We start from the raw sequence: 22,934 nt of genomic DNA, 5'->3' as shown, positions 1-22,934 counted from the left end.
CGTTGCAGGTCATTCCATCACTCACCTCGTCATTGCGAGCGAAGCGAAGCAATCCAGGGTGTGGCAAGCCGCTCTGGATTGCTTCGCTCCGCTCGCAATGACGGAGTTTTGAAGGCGGGCGCCGAGGCCATCAATTCGCCGCAGCCGCCACGGTCAGCGGGGCGTTCGGCCACTGGCCGCGGATCGCGGGCGAGTACATCGCCTCGACGCGCGTCTGCGGCATGTTGAAGCGGCCCGAGCCATTGAGGCGCACGACATATTCGACCGCGTGGGTGCCCGCGGGCATCCAGCCGAAGTAACCGCGCCAGCTGTCCTTGCCGCGTTCGACATAGCTCGGCCAGACGCCCTCGCCCCCGGCCTGCGCCGCCAGCATCTGCGACTGGCCGCCGAGATTGCCGACGATCGTCGCGCCCGGCGGGATCGGGTCGTTGACGACGACCCAGGTCCGTCCGGCGGCGGCGATGACCTCGATCCGCACCTTGATGACGTCGCCGCGGACGAGGCGGTTCGGGTCGGCGGCCTTGACCACGCTGACGCTGCGCTTGATCCGGTACCCGGCGTTGAGCGGCTCCCTGAGCGGCACGGCGGCCTTGACGCTGACCACCGCCCAGGGCGTACCGGTGCCCTGGTGTTGCAGCGCCATCTTGCCGGTGACGAGCGGCACACGGAGCGGGCTGGTTGTATCAGGAAGCGGCCAGCTTTGCGCCGCGCTCGCATCGGCGAGGCTGATGCGGGTGACGCCGGTGATCGCCGCCGCCGGATAAAGGGTGGCGAAGCGGCGGACGACGGTCGCGCCCCAGGCGTTGGCGGGGGTGGTGTCCCAATGGCCCCTGCGCTGGCGCTGCGCGACGCCGACCATCAGCTTGCCCGCGTCATCCTCCCAGCCCTTGCGGCCGAGCACCGCGTCGAGCGCCTTGATCGCCATTTCGTCGCCGCTGACCATCATCCACCAGGGCGCCTTGGCATCGTCGACGAGATCGACGCGGGTGCCTTCGTAGACGAGGCGCTTGCGCAGCTCGGCCTCGGCGGCGGTGCGCAGCGCCGGGGCATTGCGCACATTCGGGGTGCGTTCGATCGCGACGAGCCAGTCGGCGAGGGTGCCGGTGGCCATGTCGACCGGCGCCATGTCGATGGCCGCGACGAGCTTGGGGCTCGACGCATCGTTGCGCGCGAGCGCGGCCAGCGCGGCGACGCGGACCGGGCGGATGTCATAGGGGCCGTACCCCTTGCGGGTCAGGCGACCTTCGACGATCGCCTGCAGCGCCTTGATCATCTTAGCCTTCGAATCCTCGGGGATGGCGAAGCCGTTGGCAGCGGTCACCGCGAGCACATAGGCGGTCAGTTCCGGCGACCCTTCGAGCCGGTCGTTGGGCCAGTAACGCAGCAGCCCGTCCTTATCGAGATAGGTCGGGATCGCCCCCGCCAGCGCCTGCCAGCGGCCGACATCGCCGAGCGCGACGGCGCGCGATGTCGATTGTTCGAAGCAATTGTACGGGTAGACGCCCATATAATCGCGCACGCCCGACAGCGGCGGAGCGAGGGTGCCCGCGAGCGCGATGTCGACATAACCGCCGGTGAGCGCGCCTTCGGGAATGCCTACGGCCAAGCTGGTGTCGGGGCCGACACGGAACAGGCTGGCGGCCCAGGTTTCGACCGGTACCGCGGGTTCGACGACCTGCTGGAAGACGAGCCGGTCGCGCGACTTGCCGCCCTTTGCCGACGCCTCGACGGTCCATTCGATCGGGCCGACGAGGTCGGGCGCGGTCATCTGCCAGCTGATCGGCACCGCGCCGCCCGCGGGGATGGTGACGGTGAGCGGCGGCGCGGTGGCGACGGCGGGCGACAGCGTCGCGGTCGCGGTGACCTCCATCGCCTTGTCGGTGCCGTTGCGCAACGTGAAGCGCGCGTCATAGGCGTCGCCGGTGCGGACGAGCTCGGGAAGCCCGGCGAAGACGCCGAGATCCTGCACGGTGCGGACGCTCGTCTCGCCGGTGCCGAAGAGCTGCGACCCGTCGGTCGCGATCGCGACGAGGCGGAAGCCCGACAGATTGTCGCTGAGCGGCACGTCGACGGTGGCGCGGCCCTTGGCGTCGAGCGGGACACGGCCCTTCCACAGCAGCACCGGACGGAAGTCCTCGCGGGTCAGGCCGCTGAGGTCGCCACCGCCGCCGCCGCCCGGTTCGAGCGCCTTGCGGCCATAATGGCGTTTGCCGACGACCTGCATCTGCGCGGTCGAGGTCAGCACATCGAGGGTGCGTTCGCCCATCATCGCGTCGATCAGCTTCCAGCTTTCGTTCGGTGCGAGCTGGAGCAAAGCCTCATCGACCGCGGCGAAGGCGACGTCGGCGTTGGCCGGGGCCTTGCCGTCGGGGCCCTTGACCTCGATCGCGACCTTGGCGGTTTCGCGGACGGCGTAGGTCGCCTTGTCGGCCTTGACCTTGACGCCGAGCTGATGGCCTTCCCAGCCGACCTTGATCCGCGCGATGCCCATGCGATAGCTGGGTTTGGCGAGGTCGACGAGCGCGGTCGCGGGGGCGCCCTCGCTATTTTCGATCTTGAAGCCCGCAGCGCGTTTCAGCTTGCGGAACCAGCTTTCGTCGCCGGTGACGCGGCCGCGCACCGCCATCACCGAGACATAGACGTCGGGAGCGTAGCTGGCGGGCAGCTTGACGTCGACCACCGGGTTGGTGCCCTTGAGCGGCACGACGAAGCTCGACAGCACGCCCTCGCGTTCGACGGTGACCAGCGCGGTCGCCTCGCGGAAGGGCATGCGAACCTGGAAGCGCGCGGTGTCGCCCGCGGCGTAACGCGGCTTTTCGGCGATCACGTCCATGCGGTCGCCATTGTCGCCGCCGAACCACCAGTCGTCGTCGCCCGCGAGCCAGACCGAGCGGACGGCGCGTGCCTCGTTGCCGTCGGCGTCGACGGTGGTCGCGACGACGGTGACCTCGCCCGAAATGCCGGGCGCCATCGCGCAGTGCGCGCGACCGAGTTTGTCGGTCGATGCCGAGCAGGTCGCGTCGAGGCGCCGCGTGCGCATCTGGTTGTCATAGGCGTAGAAGCCGCCGATCAGGCGACGCCGGGCGGTGATGATCTCGCGGCTGTAGACTGCCACCGAGACGCGCTGGCCCGACAGCGGCTTGCCGTCGAGGTCGAGCGCGATGAAATTGAGGCGCAGGTCGTTGTCGCGCATCAGCCAGCCGTCGGTCTTGAGCCCGAGGCGAACCGCCGAAGGGAAGAGGGTGATGCGGCGGCTGGAGGTCAAGGTCTCGCCATTGGCGTCCTCATAATCCATCTCGACCGCCATTTGCGTCGGTTCGGTGATCGGCTGGTCGACCATGACATTGGTCGTCGCGCTGCCGTTGGCGTCGAGGACGAGCGGCACCGAGCGCGCGAGCGGCAGGTCGGCGGCGGGTTCCTCGCCGCTGTCGTCGAGCTGGATCGTGCCTTCCTTGACCGGCTGACCGTCGAAGTCCCAGTCGCGATAATCCTCGGGCGGCGACCAGCTGGGCGAGAAGCTGGTGCGCATCTCGACCGGCAGGTTGGGCGCGGGGCCGCCCGACAGATAGCCGACGAACAGCGACAGCGGAATTTGCGTCGGACGCACCGGCGGCAGTTTCGGCCCGGTGACGGTAGCCTTCATCGTCGGCAGGCGATATTCGTCGACCTTGATCGATTGCGACGACCAGATCGTCTTGTCCTCGCCATCCTTGTCCTTGGTGACGAAGACGAGGTCGTAATCGCCCATCGGCGCCGAGGCGGGGACGTTCCAGACATTCTCGCCGCTGCCCGACGCGTCGATGCTGAACGGCATGGTGAATTCGGTGTCCGAGCCGCGGTGAACGAGGCGCAGCTTGCCCGCGATCGGTTTGGGCGCGGCGAAGCCGGTGCCGACCGGGCGGCGCAGGACATGCTTCATGTTGACGCTCTCGCCCGCCTTGACCAGCGCGCGGTCGAAGATGGTGTGAAGGATGTCGTCGCGTTCGGACCAGCCATAAGGCAGGTCGAAGTCATAGGGGCGGATGCCGTCGCCCCAGTCGGTGAGGGTGAAGCTGAAATCGTCGCCGCTGCGCGCGCTGACCATCAGCGCATGGCCCTCGCTGACCGCCATGTCGGGCTTTTCTTCGCAGCTCGCATAGGTTTCGGGTTGCGGCAGGCCGTTCGGGAAGGCGAGGCGGCCCGCCTTGTCGGCGGTGCCGCGCGCGAGCTGGCGCCCGGTGCAGCTGTCGGTGACGCGGATCTCGGCGCCGGGCACGGGCAGGCCGGTGTCGAGCGAGGTCACCCAGGCGAGCGAATTTTCGCGGCCCCATTTGAAATGCACCGCCATGTTGGTGACGAGCGCGGCGGTCGCGACATAACGGGTGGACTTGCGGCCGAGCAGCGCGGCGCCGAGTTCGGGGCTCGCGATCTCGACGACATGGAAACCCTTTTCACCGAGCGGGATGCCGACGACCTCGAACTCCTTGCCGCCGGCGGGCGGGCTCAGCACCATGTCGCGGCGCTCGCCCCCCGCAGGAGCGCCGTCGAACACCGACTTGCTGCCGGTGTAGTTGACGGTGACTTCCTTGCCGGTCGCGTCGCGTTCCTCGCGATAATCGCTGTTGTCGGCCTCGTCGACGCGCTTCAGCCATCGGGCGATCGCGGCATCGTCGTCGCCGACCTTCAGTATATTGGCGGGCATCTTGAGGTTCGCCTGGACCAGCGAAGCCTCGACCCCGCGCACGGTGACGGGCAGCACGCCGCCCTCGCCGGCCTCGAGGATGCCGAATTCGGCGGCGAACTTGACCAGCGGCGGGGCGCGGTCGATGTGGAATTTCAGCGGGAAATTCGACTGGTTCTGCAGCTTGCGGCCGCTCTGGTCGGTAACGTCGGCGGGCAGGATCAGCGTCGCGTCGACATTCTGCGGCAACGGCCCCTTGAAGCGGACATAGGTGACATGCGCGTCATTCTTGTCGTCGTCGTCGACGCGCGCGGTGAGGCGCTTGCCGTCGGCGGTGGTGAGCGTCGCGGCGAGCGCGGTGTCGCGCGCGACCGGCGAGGCGAAGCTGAGCGTGATGTCCTTGATCGGGTTGCAGCCCGCCTGCGGGTTGATCCGGCTGCACGACATTTTCGCGGTGAAGGCGGGGCGGACGTCATAATCGAAGCGCTGGTCGCGCCCGGCGGTGCGGCTGGGCGCACCCGCCTGCTGGATGCGCGCGTCCCAGACGAGCGCCATCTCGCGGCCGGGGGGCAGCGGGCGGCGGCATTTGACGGGCACGATGCGTTCGAGCGCGGCGGCGCGGTCGGGCCCCGCGGCGAGCCGCAGCGGGAGATTGCCATTATAGGCGAATTCCTGGCGGTCCCAATTGTTGTTGCCGAGGCCGTCGAGGATTTCGCTCGCGGTGTCGGACCCCAGCACGTCGACCGGAATCTTCTCGCCGATGCCGTCGACCGCGCAATAGGCGAAGCGGCCGACCGAGGCGCGGTCGGCGGCGACATTGGTCGCGACGAGGAAGATCTGATCCTCCTCGACCCCATCATAAGTGCCGCCGACGAGCACCGCGCGCGCCGAGGGGCCGCCGCTGTCGATCTCGAAACGGCTGTTGCCGCCGACCGAAACGCCGCTTGCCGTCTTGAGCGTCGGGAGCAGCTCGACGTGGCAGCTCATGCCGCCGGGCAGCGATTTTTCGAATTCGAGCACCCAGGTGCGCGTGTCGACCCAGCGGCCGGTGGCGGGCAGCTTGCAATCGTTGGTCGCGGGGGCCTTGGCGCGCGGATCGCCCAGCGGCACGATGTCTTCGGAAAAGCGCAGCGTGAAGCGGCTGATCGTGCCGTCGCCGGTGCCGGCGCTGCCGGGGGTGGCGAGGATGACCTGCGGGATGGTGTCGCCGCTCGCGGCGGCGACCGCCATGGCGAGCGGGAGCATCAGCGCGAGGCGGGCCTTCGCCGCGAATCGCACCCCGAGTCCTTGCCAAAAACGCGCCATCGCTGCCTCCCAAAGACCCAGCGTCTTATGTGCCGAAACGCGGGCGAATAGTCAACGGTTCGCCGACGAAATGAAACGGTTCGTCGCAGATTTTGCCGCGATGAAGCGTTTGGCCGACTCAGCGGGCCAGCATCGGCCCCAATTTTTGTCCTGCAAAAATATGGACATGCAGGTGCGGAACCTCCTGATGGCTGTCGAAGCCGACATTGGCGAGCAGGCGATAGCCCGGCGCGACGAGGCCCGCATCGCGCGCGACCTGGCCGACCGCGCGGATAAAGCCCGCGATTTCGGCGTCGCTGCCGCGCGCGGAGAAATCGTCCCAGCTGACATAGGGACCCTTGGGGATGACGAGGATGTGCAGCGGCGCCTGCGGATTGATGTCGTGGAAGGCGAGGCTGAAGTCGTCCTCATGGACCTTCTGGCACGGCAGTTCGCCGCGCAGGATGCGCGCGAAGATGTTGGTCTCGTCATAGGGGAGGGTGGCGTCGATCGGCATGGAGAGCTCCTAGCGGGGGCGGGCGGCCTTTTCGGCGTGGCCCGAGGTGCCGTGGCGGCGGGTGAGTTCGGTCGCGATGGCGTCCCAGCCGAGGCCGCGGTCGGCGAGCAGGATGGCGAGATGGAAGAGGAGGTCGCTTGCTTCGCCGACCAGCGCGGCGTCGTCCTCGCTGACCGCCGCGATCACGGTTTCGACCGCCTCCTCGCCCAGCTTTTGCGCGATCTTGCGGCGCCCCTTGGCGGCGAGGCTGGCGACATAGCTGGCTTCGGCGTCGCCCGCGGCGAGCCGCGTTTTCACCACCGCCTCGAGCTGATCCAGTGCTTCGCCGATCGCCATCAAATGATCCCCTGTCTGCGCGCCGTGCCTAGCGATGGAATAGCCGCTGGACAAGGCGCGCCGGCTCCGGTCAAAGGCCGCATGGCCGAGGTCAAGCTCCATCCCGACTGGCTCGCCCGCATCGGCGGCGAGTTCGATTTGCCCTATATGGGCGAGCTGAAGGCGTATCTTGCCGCCGAGCGCGCCAAGGGCAAGACCATCTATCCGCGCCCAAGCGACTGGTTCGCGGCGCTCGATGCGACGCCGCCGCAGGATGTGCGCGTCGTGATCCTGGGGCAGGACCCCTATCATGGTCCCGACCAGGCGCATGGGCTGTGCTTCTCGGTCCAGCCGGGGGTGCGCACGCCGCCGAGCCTCGTCAATATCTACAAGGAAATGCGCGACGACCTCGGCATCGCGCCGGCGCGGCACGGCTATCTCAAAAGCTGGGCGGCGCAGGGCGTGCTGCTGCTCAACAATGTGCTGACGGTCGAGGCGGGCATGGCGGCGTCGCACCAGAAACGCGGCTGGGAGCGCTTCACCGACGCCGCGGTCGCGGCGGTCGCCGCCGATCCGGCGCCCAAGGTCTTCATCCTGTGGGGCAGCCATGCGCAGCGCAAGGCCGCCGACGTGCCGGGGCTGGGCGCAGACAGCCCGCACCTGATCCTGCGCGCGCCGCACCCCTCGCCGCTGTCGGCGCACAACGGCTTCTTCGGGTCGAAGCCGTTCAGCCAGGCCAATGCATTCCTCGCCGCGAAGGGGCGCGGCACGATCGACTGGCAATTGCCCGAGACGCCGGACGCCGAATGAGCATATTGGCCGACCCGATGACGCTGGCGATTTTGATCGTCGCGGTGATTCTGCTCGGTATGGCGAAGGGCGGGCTCGCCGGGGTCGGTGCCTTGGCGACGCCGCTCGCTGCGCTCGTCCTGCCGCCGGCGACCGCCGCGGCGCTGCTGCTGCCGATCCTGATCGTGCAGGATGTCGTCAGCGTCTGGTCGTTCCGCGCGACGTGGGACGGGTGGATCATCGGCTGGATGCTGCCCGGCGCCGCGCTCGGCGTGCTCGGCGGCTGGTATTTCGCCGAACAGGTCAACGAGGCGCAGCTGATGGCGGCGCTCGGCGGCATTACGATGCTCTTCGGCCTCTATCGGCTGTGGGTCGAACGCGGCGGACGCGTCGTAGCGGCGTCGCGCTCGCCGGGTTGGGTCGGCAGCCTGTTCGGGGTCGCGACGGGGCTGACGAGTCAGATCGCGCATGCCGGCGGTCCGCCCTTCCAGATGTGGGTGACCCCGCGCCAGTTGCCGCACCTCGTCTTCATCGGGACCAGCTCGATCCTGTTCGCGATCATCAACTGGATGAAGGTGCCCGCCTATCTCGCGCTCGGCGCCTTCCCGCACGAGGTGGTGGTCGCGGCGCTGCTGCTGATGCCGCTCGCGATCGTCTCGACCTTGGTCACGGTGCGCTGGCTCAAGCGGATGGACCCCGCGCGCTTCTATGTGATCATTTACGTCCTGATGGTGCTGCTCGGCGCGAAACTGCTGTGGGACGGGGTGTCGGCGTGAGCGCGTGCGCGGGAAACAGGCGACGCGCGGGCGTGTTGCGCCTAGGGTGGCGGTCGGCGGGCACAGGCGTCCTCCCCCTCAAAGGTATTGATCATGGCCAAGGGCCAGAAGAAGACGAACCGCGAAGCGCGCAAGCCCAAGGCCGAAAAGCCGAAAAAGCCCAATGCGAGCAACCCGTCGACCAAGACCGGCGTGGTCGCGGGACTCGACAATATGAAGAAGTGACGCCGCTCCGTCGGCGGGCGGGCGCGGCACGATGACGGCGACGACGATATTGGTCGATGCCGACGCCTGCCCGGTGAAGGACGAAATCTACAAGGTTGCGTGGCGGCACGAAGTCGCGGTCAAGGTCGTCAGCAACAGCCGGCTGCGCGTGCCCGAGCATCCGCTGATCGAGCGCGTCGTCGTCTCGGACGGCTTCGACGCCGCCGATGACTGGATCGCCGAGGCGGCGACGCCGCGCAGCATCGTGGTCACCTCCGACATATTGCTCGCCGACCGCGCGCTCAAGGCGGGGGCGATCGTGCTCGCACCGACGGGCAAACCGTTCACGCTCGCGTCGATCGGCCCCGCGATCGCGACGCGCGCGATCATGGCCGATTTGCGATCGGGGATGGGGGACGGCATGGGCGGCCCGCCGCCCTTCTCGAAAGCCGACCGTTCGGCCTTTCTGCAGGCGCTCGACACCGCGCTGGTGAAGCTCAAACGCGGCTAATTCGCGGCTAGGGTTCGCCGGCGAAGAAGAATCCGAAGATTTTCCTTCTTCCTTTCCAAAGCGTTGTGAACATTTTTCGGGGCCAGTGATGTGCGTCACGGCCGGCCGGCGCGCGCGCCGCCATAAGCCGGCCATCGGGAACGCCCCGAGCCAGTTTTGAAACACGACACCCAAGTTCGACCCCGTTCGAAAGGACTATAAGATGACCAAGACCCTGATCCTCGCCCCTGTTCTCGCGCTCACCGTCGCCCTCTCGGCGACCCCGGCGATGGCGCAGTCGGCGCAGCCCGCCGCCGGCGGCATGACGATTTCGAACGGCCCCGTGAACGCGCTGATCGGCCTGCTGCTCCCCGCGGTGCAGAAGGTCCGCGAAGCCGCCGCCCGCATCCGGTGACACCCCCAGGACCCGGCCGGCAATTGGGCCGGCCGGGGGCGGGCCGTCACCAGAATATTTTCGTCCCCGGATCGGCCCTCCGCCCGGTCCGGGTCCAAGGAAGCCCTTCCGCCGACGCGACCCCGGCGGGAGGGCTTTTCCTTGCATGGCCTCGCTCGATCCGGTCCGCCCCCGTCTGTTCCCCGGCCCCGCGAGGTTCGAGGCCGGGGAAACGAAGCGCTTCGCGCGGCGCGACGCGCATGGGGTTGTGGCCGTCAATGTGACGGGATGGGCGTTTGTTGGCGAACCTGCGGCGGTTGCTGTCGACCGATCGCGGCATAAATCCTCCCTGTGGCGCAGCCATGGGGAGGGGGACCGCCGCGAAGCGGTGGTGGAGGGGCCGCGGCCTTGCGTCAGCCTTTGACCGCGTCAGCCCCTCCGTCAGCGCTTCGCGCTGCCACCTCCCCATCGCTGCGCGACAGGGAGGAGCGGCAAGGTCCGCTTCCCATCCCAATGCCGCTGTTGGACCCGCCGGCTTGACCCTCGCCGTCAACGCTATCATCCTCGCCCCATGCCCCGGCTCTACACCAGCTTCGCGACCTTCTGGCCCTTTTACCTGCGCGAGCACAGCAAGGCGTCGACGCGCGCGCTCCATTATGTCGGGACCAGCCTGGTCGTGCTGATCGCGATCGCCGCGGTCGTCACCGGGCGCTGGATGGGGCTGGTCGCGCTGCCGCTTGCGGGCTATTTCTTCGCGTGGGTGGCGCATTTCGGGGTCGAGAAGAACCGGCCGGCGACCTTCACCTATCCGTTGTGGAGCCTCGCCGCCGATTTCCGGATGTGGGCGCTGTGGCTGACCGGACGATTGGGACCCGAACTCGACAAGGCGGGGGTGGTACGGGGGCGCCGCTGAAGCTTCATCATCCTATAATCGCGGACGATCTTGCGGTTGCGGAGGCTTGGGCGCATCGTCGCTGCGGGTCGCGCGATATCGGCAGGGAGATTCCGGATGGACAAGAGTGTGAAGGGTGTGATCGCCGCGGCGCTGGGCACATTGCTGCTCGCCGGCTGCGGCGGCGGCGCGAAAGAGGACGCCACGGGCGGCGGCGAGGCGAAGACGGCCGCGGTGGACGGCTGGGATGCGAGCGATGCCTGCGCGCTGCTCGACAAGGCGGCGGTGGGCGACGCGCTCAAGGACCAGGTCACCGAAACGAGCCTTGGCCTCGTCAACAAGGCCGAGGGCGCCAATGCCGCGACGTCGGAATGCACCTATCGCCTGGCAAGCGGCGGCAGCGCGACGCTGATGACCCGCAAATCGCCGATCGCCGACAATACGCCCGAGGCGATCGCGCTGGCGAAATCGGCGACCGCGAAGACGATGGCGGCCTTTTCGGACAAGAAGATCGAGGATGTGCCGGGGCTGGGCAAGGGCGCCTTTTTCGTGCCCGGGATCAACCAGCTCAACGTCTTCCTCGACGACAGCCGCTTCGTCATCCTGACGGTCGGCAGCGCGCCGAACGACAGCGCCAGGGCGACGGCGGTATCGCTGGTCGGCAAGATCAAGCCATAGGCGCGCGGCGGGGGCGCCGCCCTTTCGTCGACGAATAGGCGTGGCAGCGCGCGGGGGTGTGGCTTAAGCTGCTGACCGTCCGGGCCGAGTCCCCGAGTCCTGCCCCTTTCCGCCCGGCCAAGGAGACATGTCATGACCGTCAATCGCGCATCCGCCCGCTACGAAGGTTTCGGCAAGGAGGGCAAGGGGTCGATCACGACCAAATCGGGGGTGCTCGACAAGCAGCCCTATGGGTTCGGCACGCGCTTCGAAGGCGTGCCGGGGACCAATCCCGAGGAGTTGATCGCGGCGGCGCACGCGGCCTGTTTCACCATGGCATTGTCGTTCGGGCTGGCGCGCGCGGGCTATAGCGGCGACAGCCTCGAGACGAGCGCCGCGGTGACGCTCGATCCGGTCGAGGGCGGGTTCGAGATTTCGAGTTCGGCGCTGACGCTGGCCGCCAGGGTGCCGGGCATTTCGGCGGAGGAGTTCGCGAAAATCGCCAAAGAGGCCGAAATGAACTGCCCGGTGTCGAAGCTGCTCGATTGCGAGATCACGCTCGAACACAGCCTCGAAAACTAGGCGGCCCGCCGGATCGGCGGCAGTTCGTCGGCCATGAAGTCGAACAGCCCCTGCGCCGGCGGCGGCAGCGTCCAGCCCTGTAACCGGCGGTGGCGCCGATGCCCGACATGGCTTTCGATGAGGACGAGTTCGTGCGGGGTCCAGGCCCACGCGAGCGGGGCCGAATCGAATTCGGCCTTGCCGTAGCCGAGCGTGATATGCGGGCGTAGACCCGATTTTCGATGCAGGGGCGCGATGCCTTCGCGCGCGAGGCGGGCGATCACCGCTTCATATTGGGCGCGTATCGCCCCGATATCGCCCGCCGTGACGAGTTCGGCCCCCGCCTCGCGGGCGACGATGCGGCCAAAGGGTATCGCGGCGGCGGCCGGCAAGCCAGCGGCCAGGGCACGCTCGACCTGCTGGCGCAAAAAGGGGTGCGGCAGCGTGGTTTCGGCGATCGTGCAGAGGGTCAGATGATAGCGATGCGGGCTGAGGCCGACGAACAGATCGCGCGAAACCGGCGGCAGATGCCGTGCGAGCCATCCGGCGCGGTCGGCGGCCACCTGGTAGCCCAGAAAATAGCGGAAATTGGGTGCCATGAGACGCCTCCGAATCGGATCAATGTTCTTATTATGTTCTCGACCTGCCGAAGAGTCGAATCCGGAATGCTTCGTCGACTTGCGCACGGCGCGGCGATAGGAGGGCGCACGCAATGACGGGAGTGACATGATGCGGCGTGGTCGGTGGGTGATGGCGGGGTTGATGCTCGGGCTGGCGGGATGCGGCGGCGCATCCGAGCCGCCGCCGGCGAACGGGAAGGCGGTGCTGCCCGATGGCCCGGCTGCCGAGACGACCGCGATCGATGCCGCGAGCCTGCCCGAAGGGGTGCGCGCCGCGGTGCTGTCGCGCGTGCCCGACATGACGATCGCGGGCGCGACGCGCAAGGCACGCGGCGGCATGGTCTTTTACGACGTCGAAGGATCGCGCGACGACGGCAGCGATATCGAAATCGACGTGATCGAGGAAAATGGCGCCTATCGCGTCGTCGAAATCCAGCGCGACATCGCCTGGTCCGACGTCCCCCCCGCGGTGCGCGCGGCGGCCGATGTCGCGCCCGATCGGTTCGCGCCGGCGCGGGTGATCGAAAGCACGCAGGCCGATGGCGGCGTGGTCTATGAACTGTTCGCGCCCGACGGCCCCGATGAACCCGCGGCCGAGATCGACTGGAAGAATGGCGAGGCGACACTGCGGAGCGAACGCAACGTCTATTGAAGCGGCGCGGCGGGTGTGGACGATTGTCAGCGCGCGGCTTTTGCGACACGGTGGTGCCGAAGGACGGGGCGATGAGCGGATATAAGATAAGCTTTGGCATCGGCGGGATGGAGCCGGCGGTCGCGCCGGCGGCGGATAGCGCGGCGCCGGTGATCGAATTTCTCTGCGATCCCGAACTTGCCGGCAAGATCCCGCCGCCCGAACGCGCGATCCGCTTTGCGCCCGACTGGTTCAAGCGGCTGAACCGCGAAATGGGCATGAGCTATGAAAACGGCCTGCCCGCGATGACCGCCAAGGCGTGCCTGCCGATGACCGACGCCTTTTCGCTGGGGTTCGTGATTCCGCTGCCTTTCGACGTGCTGATCGTCGTGCCCGAGGACCGGGTGTCGATCCAGATGGGCTGGGCCGAGGGGGTGCCGTTCGCGCCGCTCGAACAGCATCATCCGGGCCAGATCGGGGCGCCCGAACCGCCGTTCGAAAGCGTGATGCCGCTGAAGTTCATCAATCCCTGGCGGATCAAGGTGCCGGGCGGCTATTCGGTGCTGTTCGTCCAGCCGCTGAGCCGGCCCGACCTGCCCTTCACCTGTTTTTCGGGCTTCGTCGATTGCGATCGTTTCGACACCACGGTGAACCTGCCCTTCGCCTGGACCGGGCCGGTGGGCGAGCATGTGCTGCCCGCGGGGACGCCGATCGCGCAGCTGATCCCGATCCGCCGCGATACCCTGATCAAACAGGATCGTGCGCGCGCCTCGACGACCGAGGAACTCGCCGAGCAGGCGGTGGCGCACGGCAAGAAATATGGCGAGGAATCGGCCTATATGCGCGAATGGCGGGTCAAGAAATAGCGGCGTGATCGGCGCTTGATCTCAACCGGGGTTGAGCTTTCATAAGGCGGGTCCCCGATTCGCCGACCGGAGATTTTTCAATGCCCCATGATGTTCCAGCCGCCGTCGACCTGCCGCGTTACTGCGCGCGCATCGGCTATGCCGGCCCGCTCGTGCCGACATGGGAGGTGCTCGCGGCGCTGCAGGCGGCGCATATCGCGGCGATCCCGTTCGAGGCGCTCGACCCGCTGACCGGCAAGGCGGTCGACCTCGATCCCGCGGCGGTCGATGCCAAGCTGATCGATGGCGGGCGTGGCGGCTATTGTTTCGAACAGAACAGCTTGTTCCTGCGCGTGCTGCGCGCGATCGGTTTCGATGCCGAGGGCCGGATCGCGCGGGTGCGCTGGATGCTGCCCGACGACGCCCCGCCGACCCCGCGCACCCACCAGATGACGCGCGTGATGCTGGACGGGCAGGCGTGGCTGGTCGACGTCGGTTTCGGATCGGCGGTGCCGCTGGGGCCGCTGGCGATGGACTCCGCAGAGGTCCAGCCGACCGCGCACGAGCGCTATCGCATCGCGGCGATGGGCGCGGTGTCGCGGCTCGAGGCCGACCTTGGCGGGACCTGGACGGCGCTCTACGACTTCGAGCATCATGCGCCGCCCGCGATCGATTATGAGGTCGGCAACTGGTTCACCGCGACGCACCCGGCGTCGCATTTCACCCACCAGCTGATGGTCGCGCGAACGACGGTCGAGGCGCGCTATGCGCTGGGCAACAACCGGCTGACGATCCGCCGGCCGGGCCACGAGGCCGAGCAGCATATCCTGTCGGCCGACGGAATCGCGGCGGCACTGTCGGAGCATTTCGGGCTGACGGTCGAGCCGGGCTGGCGCGCGGCGATCGAGCGCGCGGCGGCGGTCGAGGTCGTCGAGCCGGCCTAGCCGCAGCCTTCGCCTTCCTTGCGTGCCGCCCAGCCGATCGCGCCGTCGAGCATGGCGAGGTGCGCCGGGTCGCTCCACGCCTCGGCCTGGTGCCCGAGCGCCGAATAGAAGATGCGCGCGCGGCCTTCGCAGCGCCACCAGATCAGCGCGTGGCCGGTGTCCATCTTGAGCTTTGGCTCGAGCCGCATCCCGCTCTCGTCGAGCCGCGCGAGGATATGCGCGTCGGCGGCGGGTTCGGCGTCCCAGCTGTAATATTCGTCGGTCCAGCGCCAGCGCGCCGGCAGCGCGCGTGTCGCGGGGTGGGTGCGGTCGAGCGCCACGATGTCGGCGGCCTGGAACTGGTCGGCGCCGCCGGGGTGGCCAGTGAAATTACCGTTGCCGCGCATCCGCACGAACCAGCCCGGATGGCTGCCGTCGCCCGCGCTGTGCAGCCCGACGAAGCCGCCACCGCGCGAGAGAAAGGCCTGGAAGGCGGCGCGCTGGTCGGGGGTATAGATGTCGCCGCTGGCGTTGGCGAAGACGATGACGTCGAATCTCGCGAGGTCGCGCGGGTTGAACACCGCGGCATTTTCGGTCGCGAAGCTGCTCCAGCCGCGCGCCTTGGCGAGGCCTTCGATCGCGGGCACCGCCTCTGCGATACTGTCGTGGCGATAGCCGTTGGTCTTGCTGACGATCAGCACCGCGGGGCGCGCGAGCTCGGGGACGGCGGGGGGCACGCTGTCGAGGGTCGGCGCCGGGCGGCGCGGGTCGGGGGCGGCAGGCGCGGCCTGCAGGACCAGCGGCAGCGCGGCGGCGAGCCAGGCGGCGATCATCGGCACTCTCCCGTATTTTTGCGCAGCTTACACGCTTTGGCGGGTGCGGCGAGGGGGGAGCGGCGCGTGCATTGCTATTCATCGCGGCGCCCGGGCGGGGCCGGGCGTGCCAGGACGTGGAACGCGCCCGGCTTGACGCCGGGGGCCGGGTGGGGGATGCCGGGCCGGAGGGGGAGACTATCATGCTGAACGATCTGCCGGATATCTTGTTGCGGCATCGCCGCGCCGTGGGATTGGCGGCGATCCTGCTGTCGATCCTGACCTGGACGGTCGACCTGACCGACCTTGTCTATCACTGCCCCTATTGCCGGGTGCAGCGCACGATGATCGGCGTGCTGGGGCTGCTGCTGATCCTGCCCAACCCGGCGCACTGGCTGGTGCGATATTTGTCGGCGATCTTCGCTTTGTTCGGCCTCGCGGTCGCCAGCACGCAGCATTTTCGCGGCTGGGCGAAGATCATGGGCGGCGAGTTCAGTTGGGGCGAGCAATGGTATGTCAACGCGTGGATGCTGTCGGGGTTCGCGATCTTCATCCTGACCGCGCTGCTGCTGCTGATCTGGCGCTGGCGGCCGGCGGTCGCCGTTGTGGACGAGAGCTGACCCCGCCTATTCGCGGTCGTCGCCCTCTCGGTCATCGGACGCGTCGAGCCGCACCGTCCAGCGCGGCGGGGCGCCGGGGTCGCGGATGATGTCGGGCGAAGGGACCATGTCGTTGCCGGTCTCGATCCAGCCGCGCCCGTCGCATTTGGGGCAGGCGTGGCGGATCGAGCGGTGGCTGACGAGGTCGATCTGCGTGTTCCACTGGCCGTAACCGGCACAGACCGGGCAAAGCTTGTCGAGGTCGCCGCTGCGGTGGCGCCGCGAAATCCCGTCGAGCGCATGCGGGTCGGCGGGGCCGGCGCAATGGACGATGTTCGAGGGGTGCGACATGGGACAGCCTTTGCGTGGAGCGAGGATAGGCTCCGCAGCGGCGCATGGCAATGCGGGGTCCGGTGCGTCCGCAAGCGGGAGAGAATAGGTCCCTTTTGGATGATGTCCGTGATGCGGCATCGGCGGTGGCGGTTTAGTTTCGTCCCGTTGGGCCTTCGACCGGGCGGCCGTTCGGTCGTGCACGATGCGCGGGAAAGGGGGAATGACCATGACATCATTGAGAGCCGGGATTCTGGCCGTCGCGCTTCTGAGCGGGGTTGGCGCGCATGCGGCGACCTATCGCGAAGTCGAGGTCGATCGCCAGCATGTGAAGGCAGTGGTGACCGTGGACAAGGAAGAGGTTGTGGCCATCGAGGCCACGATATCGGTCATGACCAATGCGGGCGACAACGCGACGACGGTGTTTGCGATCCGGGTCGACGGCGTGGAATGCGCGCGAAAGACGTATAGCTGGCACAATAATCTCGCCACCTTTCCGCTCGGCTGTTCGGTGACGCTGAAACCCGGCGCGCACGGTATTCAGGCGGTCGAAATCACCAACCACAATGCCACCGCGCAAGGCGTCACTCTGCGGGTTTTGAGCGCCATGGTTTCGATACCCGAGTCCGTGGTGTTCTGAAGGCGCCGCCGGAGCGGTGTCGTTTCGGGGCGCTTCGGACGGACGATTGTCGACGCCGCGCGGGCATCGGCTATGCCCGCTGTTCGATCTACTGAAATCCGTCAGCCCGCACCCTCGCCAAGCGGCCAGCGGCCATGTTCGACATGGGTGGTCTTGCCGACGATGCTCTCGGTCAGGATGATTTCGTCGACCGTCCAGCCGATCGGCGGCATCTTTTGCGCGTTCAGGCGGTCACCGCGATAGTTGATCGTGATGTGCGGTTCGGGGGTGGTGCCGTCCATGATCGGCGCCTTTTCGCGCAGCAGATGGTTGACCAGCGCCTTCTGGAACGCCCGCGCCTCGGCCAGCGGCTCGCGGGTGCGCAGCGTCACCGCCTTGCGGTTCTCGATCCGGTCGAAGCGGAGCGGGAAAGGGGCCGCGGCGAAGCTGCCCAGCGCGGCGATGGTCGCGGGCAGCCACTCGGGCGGCGCATAGTGGAGGTCGTAGAGCGAGATGAGCGTGACATGGAGGAGGTCCGGGCCGCGCCCGGGGTCGTTGCGCGGCAGCGCGGCGATCGCCGCCTGCACCTCTGGCGGCAGCTTGGCCATGACGTAGAGGGGGTTTCGGGCGCGCATGGGTGGGGTTGTAGCATGGTGTCGAGGCGAGGCCGAGCGCTGCGCGCGCGGCGCGGGGGACGCCGCCGGCGCGGAAGTTCTCAAAGTTCACACTCCCCTCCGGTATCATCATACCCTTCGCCCGGTTTGGCGTCGGGGGCGCCGCTTTCGGGCGGGGCGAAGATGGCGGGGTCGAGGCCGAGGGCTTTCGCCATTTCGGCGGGGTCGGGGATGCCGGGGCTGCCGTCGCGGCCGGTGGCGAGCAGCATGTCCTGCAGCTGGAGCAGCATGCGCGTGAACCAGAGCGTCGGGCCGTCATAATGCGCGTTCGGGCGCTGCGGCGTCTCGCGCCACGCGCCGAAACGTTCGGGGTCGCGCAGGCGCAGGATCCACATCGCGAGCCGCTCGGGATAATAGATGCGCTCGCCGACCTGTTCGCCCCGATAGAAGATCGGGCGCGGAACGCCATGCACCGTGCGGGACAGCACCGCGTCGCCGAGCCGCCGCACCCCGATGTCGAGCGCGGCATCCCAGGCGAGCCGAAAGGCCTGCGCGTCGGGATTGGCCCGCAGGCGATAGGCGGAGGAGGGCGACAGGCCGACGGCCTTTGCCGCCTGCGTCACGCAGGCGGTCTCGGCCAGCGCCTCGATGAAATCCATCTGGCGGTCGGGCGTCCAGCCGTCGTGCCGGTGGCGCAGCGGCACGGGCACATAGTCGGGAGCCGCGGGGCGCGGCGGCGAAGTGCCCGCGGCGCGGCGCGGGCGGATTTTGTCCTGCTTCATCCGACAGGATGAACCAGACGGGGATTTATTAGGAAAGGACTTTTTGGGGTGAGGGCGTAAAATAGGATCGGCGAGCAGCCGGTGGGGGAGATTATGGCGAAGAACAGTGTGTCGATACCGGAAGAACTATCGATTTCGGAATGCCGCGAGCGCATCAACGAACTCGTCATTGAAATGAAGAAGCTGCGCACCGAGCAGGCGCAGGTCCGCGAACGATCCAGCGCGATCGACCGGCAGGCGAGCCTGATGGCGAGCGAAATCGCGTTGCTGGAACAGCGGCACGACATTCTGACCGCCCAACCATATGCCACCGATCATGCGGTGCTGCGCTACATGGAACGCAAATATGGTTTCGATATGGACGCCATCCGCAAGGAAATGCTGACCCCGCAGGTCAAGGCGGCGATGAAGGCAGGCGCCAAGGGCATCAAGATCGATGGCGGGACGTTCAAGCTGAACGGGACGGCGATCGTGACCTATGTGTGCGCGAAATAGGCGCGCCGCCGAATGCGGGGTAGTCGGCCTTTCATTGCCGCGCCTCGGCCAGCGGATCGCGGGTGCGCAGCGTCACCGCTTTGCGGTTCTCGATCCGGTCGAAGCGGAGCGGGAAGGGGGCCGCGGCGAAGCCGTCGAGCGCGGCGATGGTCGCGGGCAGCCAGTCGGGCGGCGCATAATGGAGGTCGTAGAGCGAGATGAGCGTGACATGGAGGAGGTGGGGGCCGCGCGAAGGATCGTTGCGCGGCAGCGCGGCGATCTGCGCGTGCACCTCCGGCGGCGGCTTGGCCATGACGTAGAGGGGGTTCCGGGCGCGCATGGTTGGAGTTTAGCATGGTGGACGCAGGATTCTGATTGGTGGCCAGCCAATGCGGTACGGAATTTTACGACCCAGTAACCTGTCACCGTAAACCTATGTGCAATCGTTTGGTAAATGTTCCGATTGAGGAGTGCAGAAAAACGAATTAGTACCGGCTAGCCAAGAAATTTGTTTCCAAAAGAAATCTAGTGAACGTCCTAAACGATTTCTGTATTTCGTTTACACGGCGTTTACGGCGCCGAATACTCTTTTCCACGTTTGCTTGTGGATTATAGAATACCACATTGCGTTTAGCCATTGGCTCAAAAAATGGCTTTGTCATCAAGCCTTTCTTGTCTGCCAACCAGCCATGCCTGAATCCCTCGTAAGCTAGGAGCCATATCGCGTCCGTGCGACAGCGTTCTTCATCGAGATTCAGTAGCCAGTCATCCTCTGGTAGAGGGGAGACGAACAGGCCGGTCGACCGCATATCAAGCAAAATTAGAGACAGGGACGGGTGCGTTCCCTCCTTGGTCAAGTCGCTGATTATTTTCGATGAAAGTTTAATTCTAAGGCCCCGTAGGGTCCAGAGAATCCATATTAATTCGTAGGTATGACCTAGTTCCGCAGCTCTATTAGCGAGAATTTTGAATCTTTCCCCTATTCTTTGCTTTGAAATAAATTTGCTTTTGAAACTTAAGTTCAAGAGCATGGAGCAGATGCGCTCCATCGATCTCGGGGAAGTGACTGCCGATTTCAAAAGGAATGATTCAATATATTCGACATCATCGTGAGAAAATGAAATTCCTTCTAAAACAGCCAAGGTGTAGTTTACGGCGGATGAATTGGGATCATTTACTTGCAGACGGGTCGTTAGATCTAACAATCCCCGTAGCCTGAAGCCATCCAAGCCCGACCTGTGAGATAAAAAACTGGAAATTTCTGCAATGTCCTGATCTTCCAGATGTTGGCCTACTGCTGTCATCGACGTTTTTCCGCCGTTGATCTCTAAGCCGAACTCCCGATAGGATAAGGCAATCGATGAGAGCGCCAGCTGAGCAGTGGGCAAATCAGGAACGCCAACAAACCAGTCGTCTTGGAGGCGATCCATCGACTTTGGTTTTAGGGCCGGACATCTGGCTCTAACCATCTCGTCGACATGACGCCCGAGCATCTCAGCTAATATGCGCGAGGTTTCCGGGCCGATAGGAATGCCAATGGTCTGGTTGCGGTTCGAAGATCGAACCAACGTATCGAGGCGATCTGCTAGAGATCCTTCATAGGCTTTCCTATTTTTCTTTACGTTCTCTTTTCCGTAGCATGCCCATGCAATAGAATGAGTGTATATAGATGGATAGTAACGTGAAATATCTGTTTTGACGATCCAATCTGATTCAGATTCGATATAGGACTTCTTTATTCTGTGAAACCTAAAATCTATCTCTGAAAGTCCACGGGCAAATGATCTGCTAATCTCAAGCTTGTCTATAGAAAAGGAATCTTGAGGTATATATTTTTGTATTTTTTTCCAATTCCTTGAGATTTCATCAGAAAGTAAGGCTTGAGGAATGGGGTGGGTAATATGTATATTTCGTCTTTCGAAGCCTCTTTTAGGCGTAGATATGGTTTCTATAGTGCATTCTGAAACCTTGTATCCGTATGAGTTGTTTTTTACCTTTCCAGAGATCTTTGATTTTGGCGGAGTTTTTGCAAAGACTTTCTTTGCTTCCCATTCTTCAAGAATAGGAACGGCATGCTCTCCAAAGTCGACCGTCGTGAAGGCACGCGGAAGTTCTTTTGGAAAGTATCCGCGGCCTAGAAGTGCCTTTAGCCAATCATCGTTCATTACGCGATGAATTCAGGAATCGACTGCCCTGTAAAGTCAATTTCGTAATACAGCTCTAAATTGACGCTCGGGAGCCTAATCGTCAGTCATGCTCCCGGCCACCAGCGCCCATATACAGCTCGCGCCCGGTTTCCTCATAAACCTCGCTCATTTTCGCCATGCCCTTCTCGGCCTCTTCGGCGGCGATGAAGCCGGCGCTGTCCTGATTTTGCAACTTCGCGAATTCGCGCACCTCCTGGCTGATCTTCATCGAGCAGAATTTCGGGCCGCACATGCTGCAGAAATGCGCGGTCTTGGCGCCTTCGGCCGGGAGCGTCTGGTCGTGATATTGCTCCGCCGTGTCGGGGTCGAGCGACAGGTTGAACTGGTCGCGCCAGCGGAATTCGAAGCGCGCTTTCGACAGCGCGTCGTCGCGGACCTGTGCGGCGGGGTGGCCTTTGGCGAGGTCGGCGGCGTGGGCGGCGAGCTTGTAGGTGACGACGCCGACCTTCACATCGTCGCGGTCGGGCAGGCCGAGATGCTCCTTGGGCGTGACGTAGCAAAGCATCGCGGTGCCGTACCAGCCGATCTGCGCGGCGCCGATGCCGCTGGTGATATGGTCGTAACCCGGCGCGATGTCGGTGGTGAGCGGCCCGAGGGTGTAGAAGGGCGCCTCGCCGCACGCCTCGAGCTGCTTGTCCATATTCTCCTTGATCTTGTGCATCGGGACATGGCCCGGCCCCTCGATCATCACCTGCACATCCTGCGCCCAGGCGCGCTTGGTGAGCTCGCCCAGCGTGTAGAGCTCGGCGAACTGCGCTTCGTCGTTCGCGTCATAGATGCTGCCGGGGCGGAGGCCGTCGCCGAGGCTGTAGGCGACGTCATAGGCCTTCATGATCTCGGTGATCTCGTCGAAGCGGGTGTAGAGGAAGCTTTCCTTGTGATGCGCGAGGCACCATTTCGCCATGATGCTGCCGCCGCGCGACACGATGCCGGTCATGCGCTTCGCCGCGAGGGGCACGTAAGGAAGCCGGACCCCGGCGTGGATGGTGAAATAGTCGACGCCCTGTTCGGCCTGTTCGATCAGCGTGTCGGCGAAGATTTCCCACGTCAGGTCCTCGGCGATGCCGCCGACCTTTTCGAGCGCCTGATAGATGGGGACGGTGCCGATCGGGACGGGCGAGTTGCGGATGATCCATTCGCGCGTGTCGTGAATGTTGCGCCCGGTCGACAGGTCCATGACGGTGTCGGCGCCCCAGCGGATCGACCAGACCATCTTGTCGACCTCGCTCGCGACGTCCGATGCGACCGCGCTGTTGCCGATATTGGCGTTGATCTTGACGAGGAAGTTGCGGCCGATCGCCATCGGCTCGCTTTCGGGGTGGTTGATATTGCTGGGGATGATCGCGCGGCCGCGCGCGACCTCGTCGCGGACGAATTCGGGGGTGACATAGTCGGGGATGCTGGCGCCGAAGCTTTCGCCGTCGCGCTTATACTCGGCGAGGCGCGCGCGGCCGAGATTTTCGCGCTCGGCGACATATTCCATCTCGGGCGTGATGATGCCGCGGCGGGCGTAGTGCATCTGGCTGACGTTCTGGCCCGGCTTCGCGCGGAGCACCTTGCGGCGGACGTTGGGGAAGGCGGGCACGCCGCCGCTGCGGTCGGGGCCGAGCTGGCCGTTATCCTCGGGCTTCACTTCGCGCTGCGTCACTTCCTCGACGTCGCCGCGATTGCGGATCCAGTCGCGGCGGAGTTCGGGGAGGCCGGCGTTGATGTCGATCGTGGCGTTGGCGTCGGTGTAGGGGCCGCTGGTGTCGTAGACGCGGACGGGCGGCTCGCCCGAATGCGGGTCGAGGTCGATCTCGCGCATCGCGACGCGGATGCCGCTGCCGGTCTGGGTCGCGACGTGGATCTTGCGGCTGCCGCGGATCGGGCCGGTGGTGACGCCGATGGGGGTGGGGGTTTCGAATTTCGCGTCGATGTCGGCCATGTGCAGTCGCTC

At 65.8% G+C, this 22,934-nt stretch carries 25 protein-coding genes; 14 read left to right on the top strand and 11 right to left on the bottom strand.

Annotated elements, in window-relative coordinates:
- Window positions 1-130: 130 nt before the first annotated feature.
- From AC3WS4_RS20195 to AC3WS4_RS20185, 3 genes are all read right to left on the bottom strand, one after another.
- Window positions 131-5,965 (bottom strand): alpha-2-macroglobulin family protein, encoded by a 5,835-nt coding sequence (locus tag AC3WS4_RS20195; RefSeq protein ID WP_492737777.1) that lies wholly within the window; start codon window positions 5,963-5,965, stop codon window positions 131-133.
- Between the two features lie 118 nt (window positions 5,966-6,083).
- Window positions 6,084-6,461 (bottom strand): histidine triad nucleotide-binding protein, encoded by a 378-nt coding sequence (locus tag AC3WS4_RS20190; protein WP_492737775.1) that lies wholly within the window; start codon window positions 6,459-6,461, stop codon window positions 6,084-6,086.
- 9 nt (window positions 6,462-6,470) lie between these two features.
- Complete coding sequence (locus AC3WS4_RS20185; protein WP_492738079.1) at window positions 6,471-6,791, bottom strand: phosphoribosyl-ATP diphosphatase; 321 nt, start codon at window positions 6,789-6,791, stop codon at window positions 6,471-6,473.
- 87 nt (window positions 6,792-6,878) lie between these two features.
- Between AC3WS4_RS20185 and ung the strand changes: the two genes are divergently transcribed.
- The 8 genes from ung (at window position 6,879) to AC3WS4_RS20145 (ending at window position 11,560) form a co-directional block, all read left to right on the top strand.
- On the top strand, window positions 6,879-7,586 hold the full coding sequence (gene ung, locus AC3WS4_RS20180) for a uracil-DNA glycosylase (protein ID WP_492737773.1): 708 nt from the start codon (window positions 6,879-6,881) through the stop codon (window positions 7,584-7,586).
- Complete coding sequence (locus tag AC3WS4_RS20175; RefSeq protein WP_492737771.1) at window positions 7,583-8,341, top strand: sulfite exporter TauE/SafE family protein; 759 nt, start codon at window positions 7,583-7,585, stop codon at window positions 8,339-8,341. The genes ung and AC3WS4_RS20175 overlap by 4 nt, the downstream gene beginning before the upstream one ends.
- Before the next feature lie 93 nt (window positions 8,342-8,434).
- On the top strand, window positions 8,435-8,566 hold the full coding sequence (locus AC3WS4_RS20170) for a hypothetical protein (RefSeq protein WP_492737769.1): 132 nt from the start codon (window positions 8,435-8,437) through the stop codon (window positions 8,564-8,566).
- Window positions 8,567-8,597: 31 nt separating this feature from the next.
- Window positions 8,598-9,056, top strand: a complete 459-nt coding sequence (locus AC3WS4_RS20165; protein WP_492737767.1) for a YaiI/YqxD family protein — start codon at window positions 8,598-8,600, stop codon at window positions 9,054-9,056.
- A 202-nt stretch (window positions 9,057-9,258) separates the two neighbouring features.
- Window positions 9,259-9,450 carry a hypothetical protein gene (locus AC3WS4_RS20160; protein ID WP_056342384.1) on the top strand — a complete coding sequence of 64 codons (192 nt, stop codon included), beginning with the start codon at window positions 9,259-9,261 and terminating at the stop codon, window positions 9,448-9,450.
- A gap of 550 nt (window positions 9,451-10,000) precedes the next feature.
- A complete protein-coding gene (locus AC3WS4_RS20155) occupies window positions 10,001-10,342 on the top strand; it encodes an Mpo1-like protein (protein ID WP_492737765.1) in 342 nt (113 codons plus the stop codon).
- 96 nt (window positions 10,343-10,438) lie between these two features.
- On the top strand, window positions 10,439-10,999 hold the full coding sequence (locus AC3WS4_RS20150) for a hypothetical protein (RefSeq protein WP_492737763.1): 561 nt from the start codon (window positions 10,439-10,441) through the stop codon (window positions 10,997-10,999).
- 132 nt (window positions 11,000-11,131) lie between these two features.
- Entirely contained in the window at window positions 11,132-11,560 is a 429-nt protein-coding gene (locus AC3WS4_RS20145; RefSeq protein WP_492737761.1) for an OsmC family protein, read from the top strand.
- On the opposite strand, the gene AC3WS4_RS20140 is transcribed toward AC3WS4_RS20145, so the two are convergent.
- A complete protein-coding gene (locus AC3WS4_RS20140) occupies window positions 11,557-12,138 on the bottom strand; it encodes a hypothetical protein (RefSeq protein WP_492737759.1) in 582 nt (193 codons plus the stop codon). The genes AC3WS4_RS20145 and AC3WS4_RS20140 overlap by 4 nt on opposite strands.
- 130 nt (window positions 12,139-12,268) lie before the next feature.
- On the opposite strand from AC3WS4_RS20140, the gene AC3WS4_RS20135 reads away from it, so the two are divergent.
- The 3 genes from AC3WS4_RS20135 (at window position 12,269) to AC3WS4_RS20125 (ending at window position 14,579) form a co-directional block, all read left to right on the top strand.
- Window positions 12,269-12,811 (top strand): hypothetical protein, encoded by a 543-nt coding sequence (locus AC3WS4_RS20135; RefSeq protein WP_492742950.1) that lies wholly within the window; start codon window positions 12,269-12,271, stop codon window positions 12,809-12,811.
- Window positions 12,812-12,882: 71 nt separating this feature from the next.
- The gene (locus AC3WS4_RS20130; protein ID WP_492737755.1) at window positions 12,883-13,656 is read left to right on the top strand and encodes a hypothetical protein; all 774 of its coding nucleotides are present in this window, start codon (window positions 12,883-12,885) and stop codon (window positions 13,654-13,656) included.
- Between the two features lie 80 nt (window positions 13,657-13,736).
- Window positions 13,737-14,579, top strand: a complete 843-nt coding sequence (locus AC3WS4_RS20125; RefSeq protein ID WP_492737753.1) for an arylamine N-acetyltransferase family protein — start codon at window positions 13,737-13,739, stop codon at window positions 14,577-14,579.
- Here AC3WS4_RS20125 and AC3WS4_RS20120 read toward each other — a convergent pair.
- A complete protein-coding gene (locus AC3WS4_RS20120; protein WP_492737751.1) occupies window positions 14,576-15,391 on the bottom strand; it encodes a ThuA domain-containing protein in 816 nt (271 codons plus the stop codon). The two genes, AC3WS4_RS20125 and AC3WS4_RS20120, sit on opposite strands and share 4 nt — an antisense overlap.
- 182 nt (window positions 15,392-15,573) lie before the next feature.
- Here AC3WS4_RS20120 and AC3WS4_RS20115 point away from each other — a divergent pair, with 182 nt between their 5' ends.
- Complete coding sequence (locus AC3WS4_RS20115) at window positions 15,574-15,990, top strand: hypothetical protein (RefSeq protein ID WP_492737749.1); 417 nt, start codon at window positions 15,574-15,576, stop codon at window positions 15,988-15,990.
- A gap of 6 nt (window positions 15,991-15,996) precedes the next feature.
- On the opposite strand, the gene AC3WS4_RS20110 is transcribed toward AC3WS4_RS20115, so the two are convergent.
- Window positions 15,997-16,320, bottom strand: coding sequence for a hypothetical protein (locus AC3WS4_RS20110; protein ID WP_492737747.1), 324 nt, complete (start codon window positions 16,318-16,320; stop codon window positions 15,997-15,999).
- A gap of 202 nt (window positions 16,321-16,522) precedes the next feature.
- On the opposite strand from AC3WS4_RS20110, the gene AC3WS4_RS20105 reads away from it, so the two are divergent.
- Window positions 16,523-16,939, top strand: a complete 417-nt coding sequence (locus tag AC3WS4_RS20105; protein WP_492737745.1) for a hypothetical protein — start codon at window positions 16,523-16,525, stop codon at window positions 16,937-16,939.
- A 101-nt stretch (window positions 16,940-17,040) separates the two neighbouring features.
- Here AC3WS4_RS20105 and AC3WS4_RS20100 read toward each other — a convergent pair whose 3' ends face one another.
- Together AC3WS4_RS20100 and AC3WS4_RS20095 are read right to left on the bottom strand one after the other, a co-directional pair.
- Entirely contained in the window at window positions 17,041-17,553 is a 513-nt protein-coding gene (locus tag AC3WS4_RS20100) for a 2'-5' RNA ligase family protein (protein ID WP_492737743.1), read from the bottom strand.
- Window positions 17,554-17,633: 80 nt separating this feature from the next.
- The gene (locus tag AC3WS4_RS20095; RefSeq protein WP_492737741.1) at window positions 17,634-18,314 is read right to left on the bottom strand and encodes a hypothetical protein; all 681 of its coding nucleotides are present in this window, start codon (window positions 18,312-18,314) and stop codon (window positions 17,634-17,636) included.
- A gap of 93 nt (window positions 18,315-18,407) precedes the next feature.
- Between AC3WS4_RS20095 and AC3WS4_RS20090 the strand changes: the two genes are divergently transcribed.
- Window positions 18,408-18,809 (top strand): hypothetical protein, encoded by a 402-nt coding sequence (locus AC3WS4_RS20090; protein ID WP_492737739.1) that lies wholly within the window; start codon window positions 18,408-18,410, stop codon window positions 18,807-18,809.
- Window positions 18,810-18,840: 31 nt separating this feature from the next.
- Here the strand turns inward: AC3WS4_RS20090 and AC3WS4_RS20085 are convergent, their stop codons facing one another.
- From AC3WS4_RS20085 to thiC, 3 genes are all read right to left on the bottom strand, one after another.
- Window positions 18,841-19,128 carry a hypothetical protein gene (locus AC3WS4_RS20085; RefSeq protein WP_492737737.1) on the bottom strand — a complete coding sequence of 96 codons (288 nt, stop codon included), beginning with the start codon at window positions 19,126-19,128 and terminating at the stop codon, window positions 18,841-18,843.
- Between the two features lie 145 nt (window positions 19,129-19,273).
- Window positions 19,274-20,953, bottom strand: coding sequence for an RNA-directed DNA polymerase (locus AC3WS4_RS20080; protein ID WP_492737735.1), 1,680 nt, complete (start codon window positions 20,951-20,953; stop codon window positions 19,274-19,276).
- An 82-nt stretch (window positions 20,954-21,035) separates the two neighbouring features.
- Window positions 21,036-22,922 (bottom strand): phosphomethylpyrimidine synthase ThiC, encoded by a 1,887-nt coding sequence (gene thiC / locus AC3WS4_RS20075; RefSeq protein ID WP_492737732.1) that lies wholly within the window; start codon window positions 22,920-22,922, stop codon window positions 21,036-21,038.
- Window positions 22,923-22,934: the final 12 nt, after the last annotated feature.

The sequence above is a fragment of the Sphingopyxis sp. EU05-FHT14B03 genome, from assembly GCF_058790875.1.
The sequence above is the reverse complement of the archived record's forward strand: the minus strand, read 5'-3'. Positions and strand labels throughout refer to the sequence as shown.

Bases quoted from the DNA above. Each gene is read 5' to 3' on its own strand.
- AC3WS4_RS20195 (WP_492737777.1), bottom strand. From the start codon at position 5,965: ATGGCGCGTTTTTGGCAAGGACTCGGGGTGCGATTCGCGGCGAAGGCC.
- AC3WS4_RS20190 (WP_492737775.1), bottom strand. From the start codon at position 6,461: ATGCCGATCGACGCCACCCTCCCCTATGACGAGACCAACATCTTCGCG.
- ung (WP_492737773.1), top strand. From the start codon at position 6,879: ATGGCCGAGGTCAAGCTCCATCCCGACTGGCTCGCCCGCATCGGCGGC.
- AC3WS4_RS20175 (WP_492737771.1), top strand. From the start codon at position 7,583: ATGAGCATATTGGCCGACCCGATGACGCTGGCGATTTTGATCGTCGCG.
- AC3WS4_RS20170 (WP_492737769.1), top strand. From the start codon at position 8,435: ATGGCCAAGGGCCAGAAGAAGACGAACCGCGAAGCGCGCAAGCCCAAG.
- AC3WS4_RS20165 (WP_492737767.1), top strand. From the start codon at position 8,598: ATGACGGCGACGACGATATTGGTCGATGCCGACGCCTGCCCGGTGAAG.
- AC3WS4_RS20160 (WP_056342384.1), top strand. From the start codon at position 9,259: ATGACCAAGACCCTGATCCTCGCCCCTGTTCTCGCGCTCACCGTCGCC.
- AC3WS4_RS20155 (WP_492737765.1), top strand. From the start codon at position 10,001: ATGCCCCGGCTCTACACCAGCTTCGCGACCTTCTGGCCCTTTTACCTG.
- AC3WS4_RS20150 (WP_492737763.1), top strand. From the start codon at position 10,439: ATGGACAAGAGTGTGAAGGGTGTGATCGCCGCGGCGCTGGGCACATTG.
- AC3WS4_RS20145 (WP_492737761.1), top strand. From the start codon at position 11,132: ATGACCGTCAATCGCGCATCCGCCCGCTACGAAGGTTTCGGCAAGGAG.
- AC3WS4_RS20140 (WP_492737759.1), bottom strand. From the start codon at position 12,138: ATGGCACCCAATTTCCGCTATTTTCTGGGCTACCAGGTGGCCGCCGAC.
- AC3WS4_RS20135 (WP_492742950.1), top strand. From the start codon at position 12,269: ATGCGGCGTGGTCGGTGGGTGATGGCGGGGTTGATGCTCGGGCTGGCG.
- AC3WS4_RS20130 (WP_492737755.1), top strand. From the start codon at position 12,883: ATGAGCGGATATAAGATAAGCTTTGGCATCGGCGGGATGGAGCCGGCG.
- AC3WS4_RS20125 (WP_492737753.1), top strand. From the start codon at position 13,737: ATGCCCCATGATGTTCCAGCCGCCGTCGACCTGCCGCGTTACTGCGCG.
- AC3WS4_RS20120 (WP_492737751.1), bottom strand. From the start codon at position 15,391: ATGATCGCCGCCTGGCTCGCCGCCGCGCTGCCGCTGGTCCTGCAGGCC.
- AC3WS4_RS20115 (WP_492737749.1), top strand. From the start codon at position 15,574: ATGCTGAACGATCTGCCGGATATCTTGTTGCGGCATCGCCGCGCCGTG.
- AC3WS4_RS20110 (WP_492737747.1), bottom strand. From the start codon at position 16,320: ATGTCGCACCCCTCGAACATCGTCCATTGCGCCGGCCCCGCCGACCCG.
- AC3WS4_RS20105 (WP_492737745.1), top strand. From the start codon at position 16,523: ATGACCATGACATCATTGAGAGCCGGGATTCTGGCCGTCGCGCTTCTG.
- AC3WS4_RS20100 (WP_492737743.1), bottom strand. From the start codon at position 17,553: ATGCGCGCCCGAAACCCCCTCTACGTCATGGCCAAGCTGCCGCCAGAG.
- AC3WS4_RS20095 (WP_492737741.1), bottom strand. From the start codon at position 18,314: ATGAAGCAGGACAAAATCCGCCCGCGCCGCGCCGCGGGCACTTCGCCG.
- AC3WS4_RS20090 (WP_492737739.1), top strand. From the start codon at position 18,408: ATGGCGAAGAACAGTGTGTCGATACCGGAAGAACTATCGATTTCGGAA.
- AC3WS4_RS20085 (WP_492737737.1), bottom strand. From the start codon at position 19,128: ATGCGCGCCCGGAACCCCCTCTACGTCATGGCCAAGCCGCCGCCGGAG.
- AC3WS4_RS20080 (WP_492737735.1), bottom strand. From the start codon at position 20,953: ATGAACGATGATTGGCTAAAGGCACTTCTAGGCCGCGGATACTTTCCA.
- thiC (WP_492737732.1), bottom strand. From the start codon at position 22,922: ATGGCCGACATCGACGCGAAATTCGAAACCCCCACCCCCATCGGCGTC.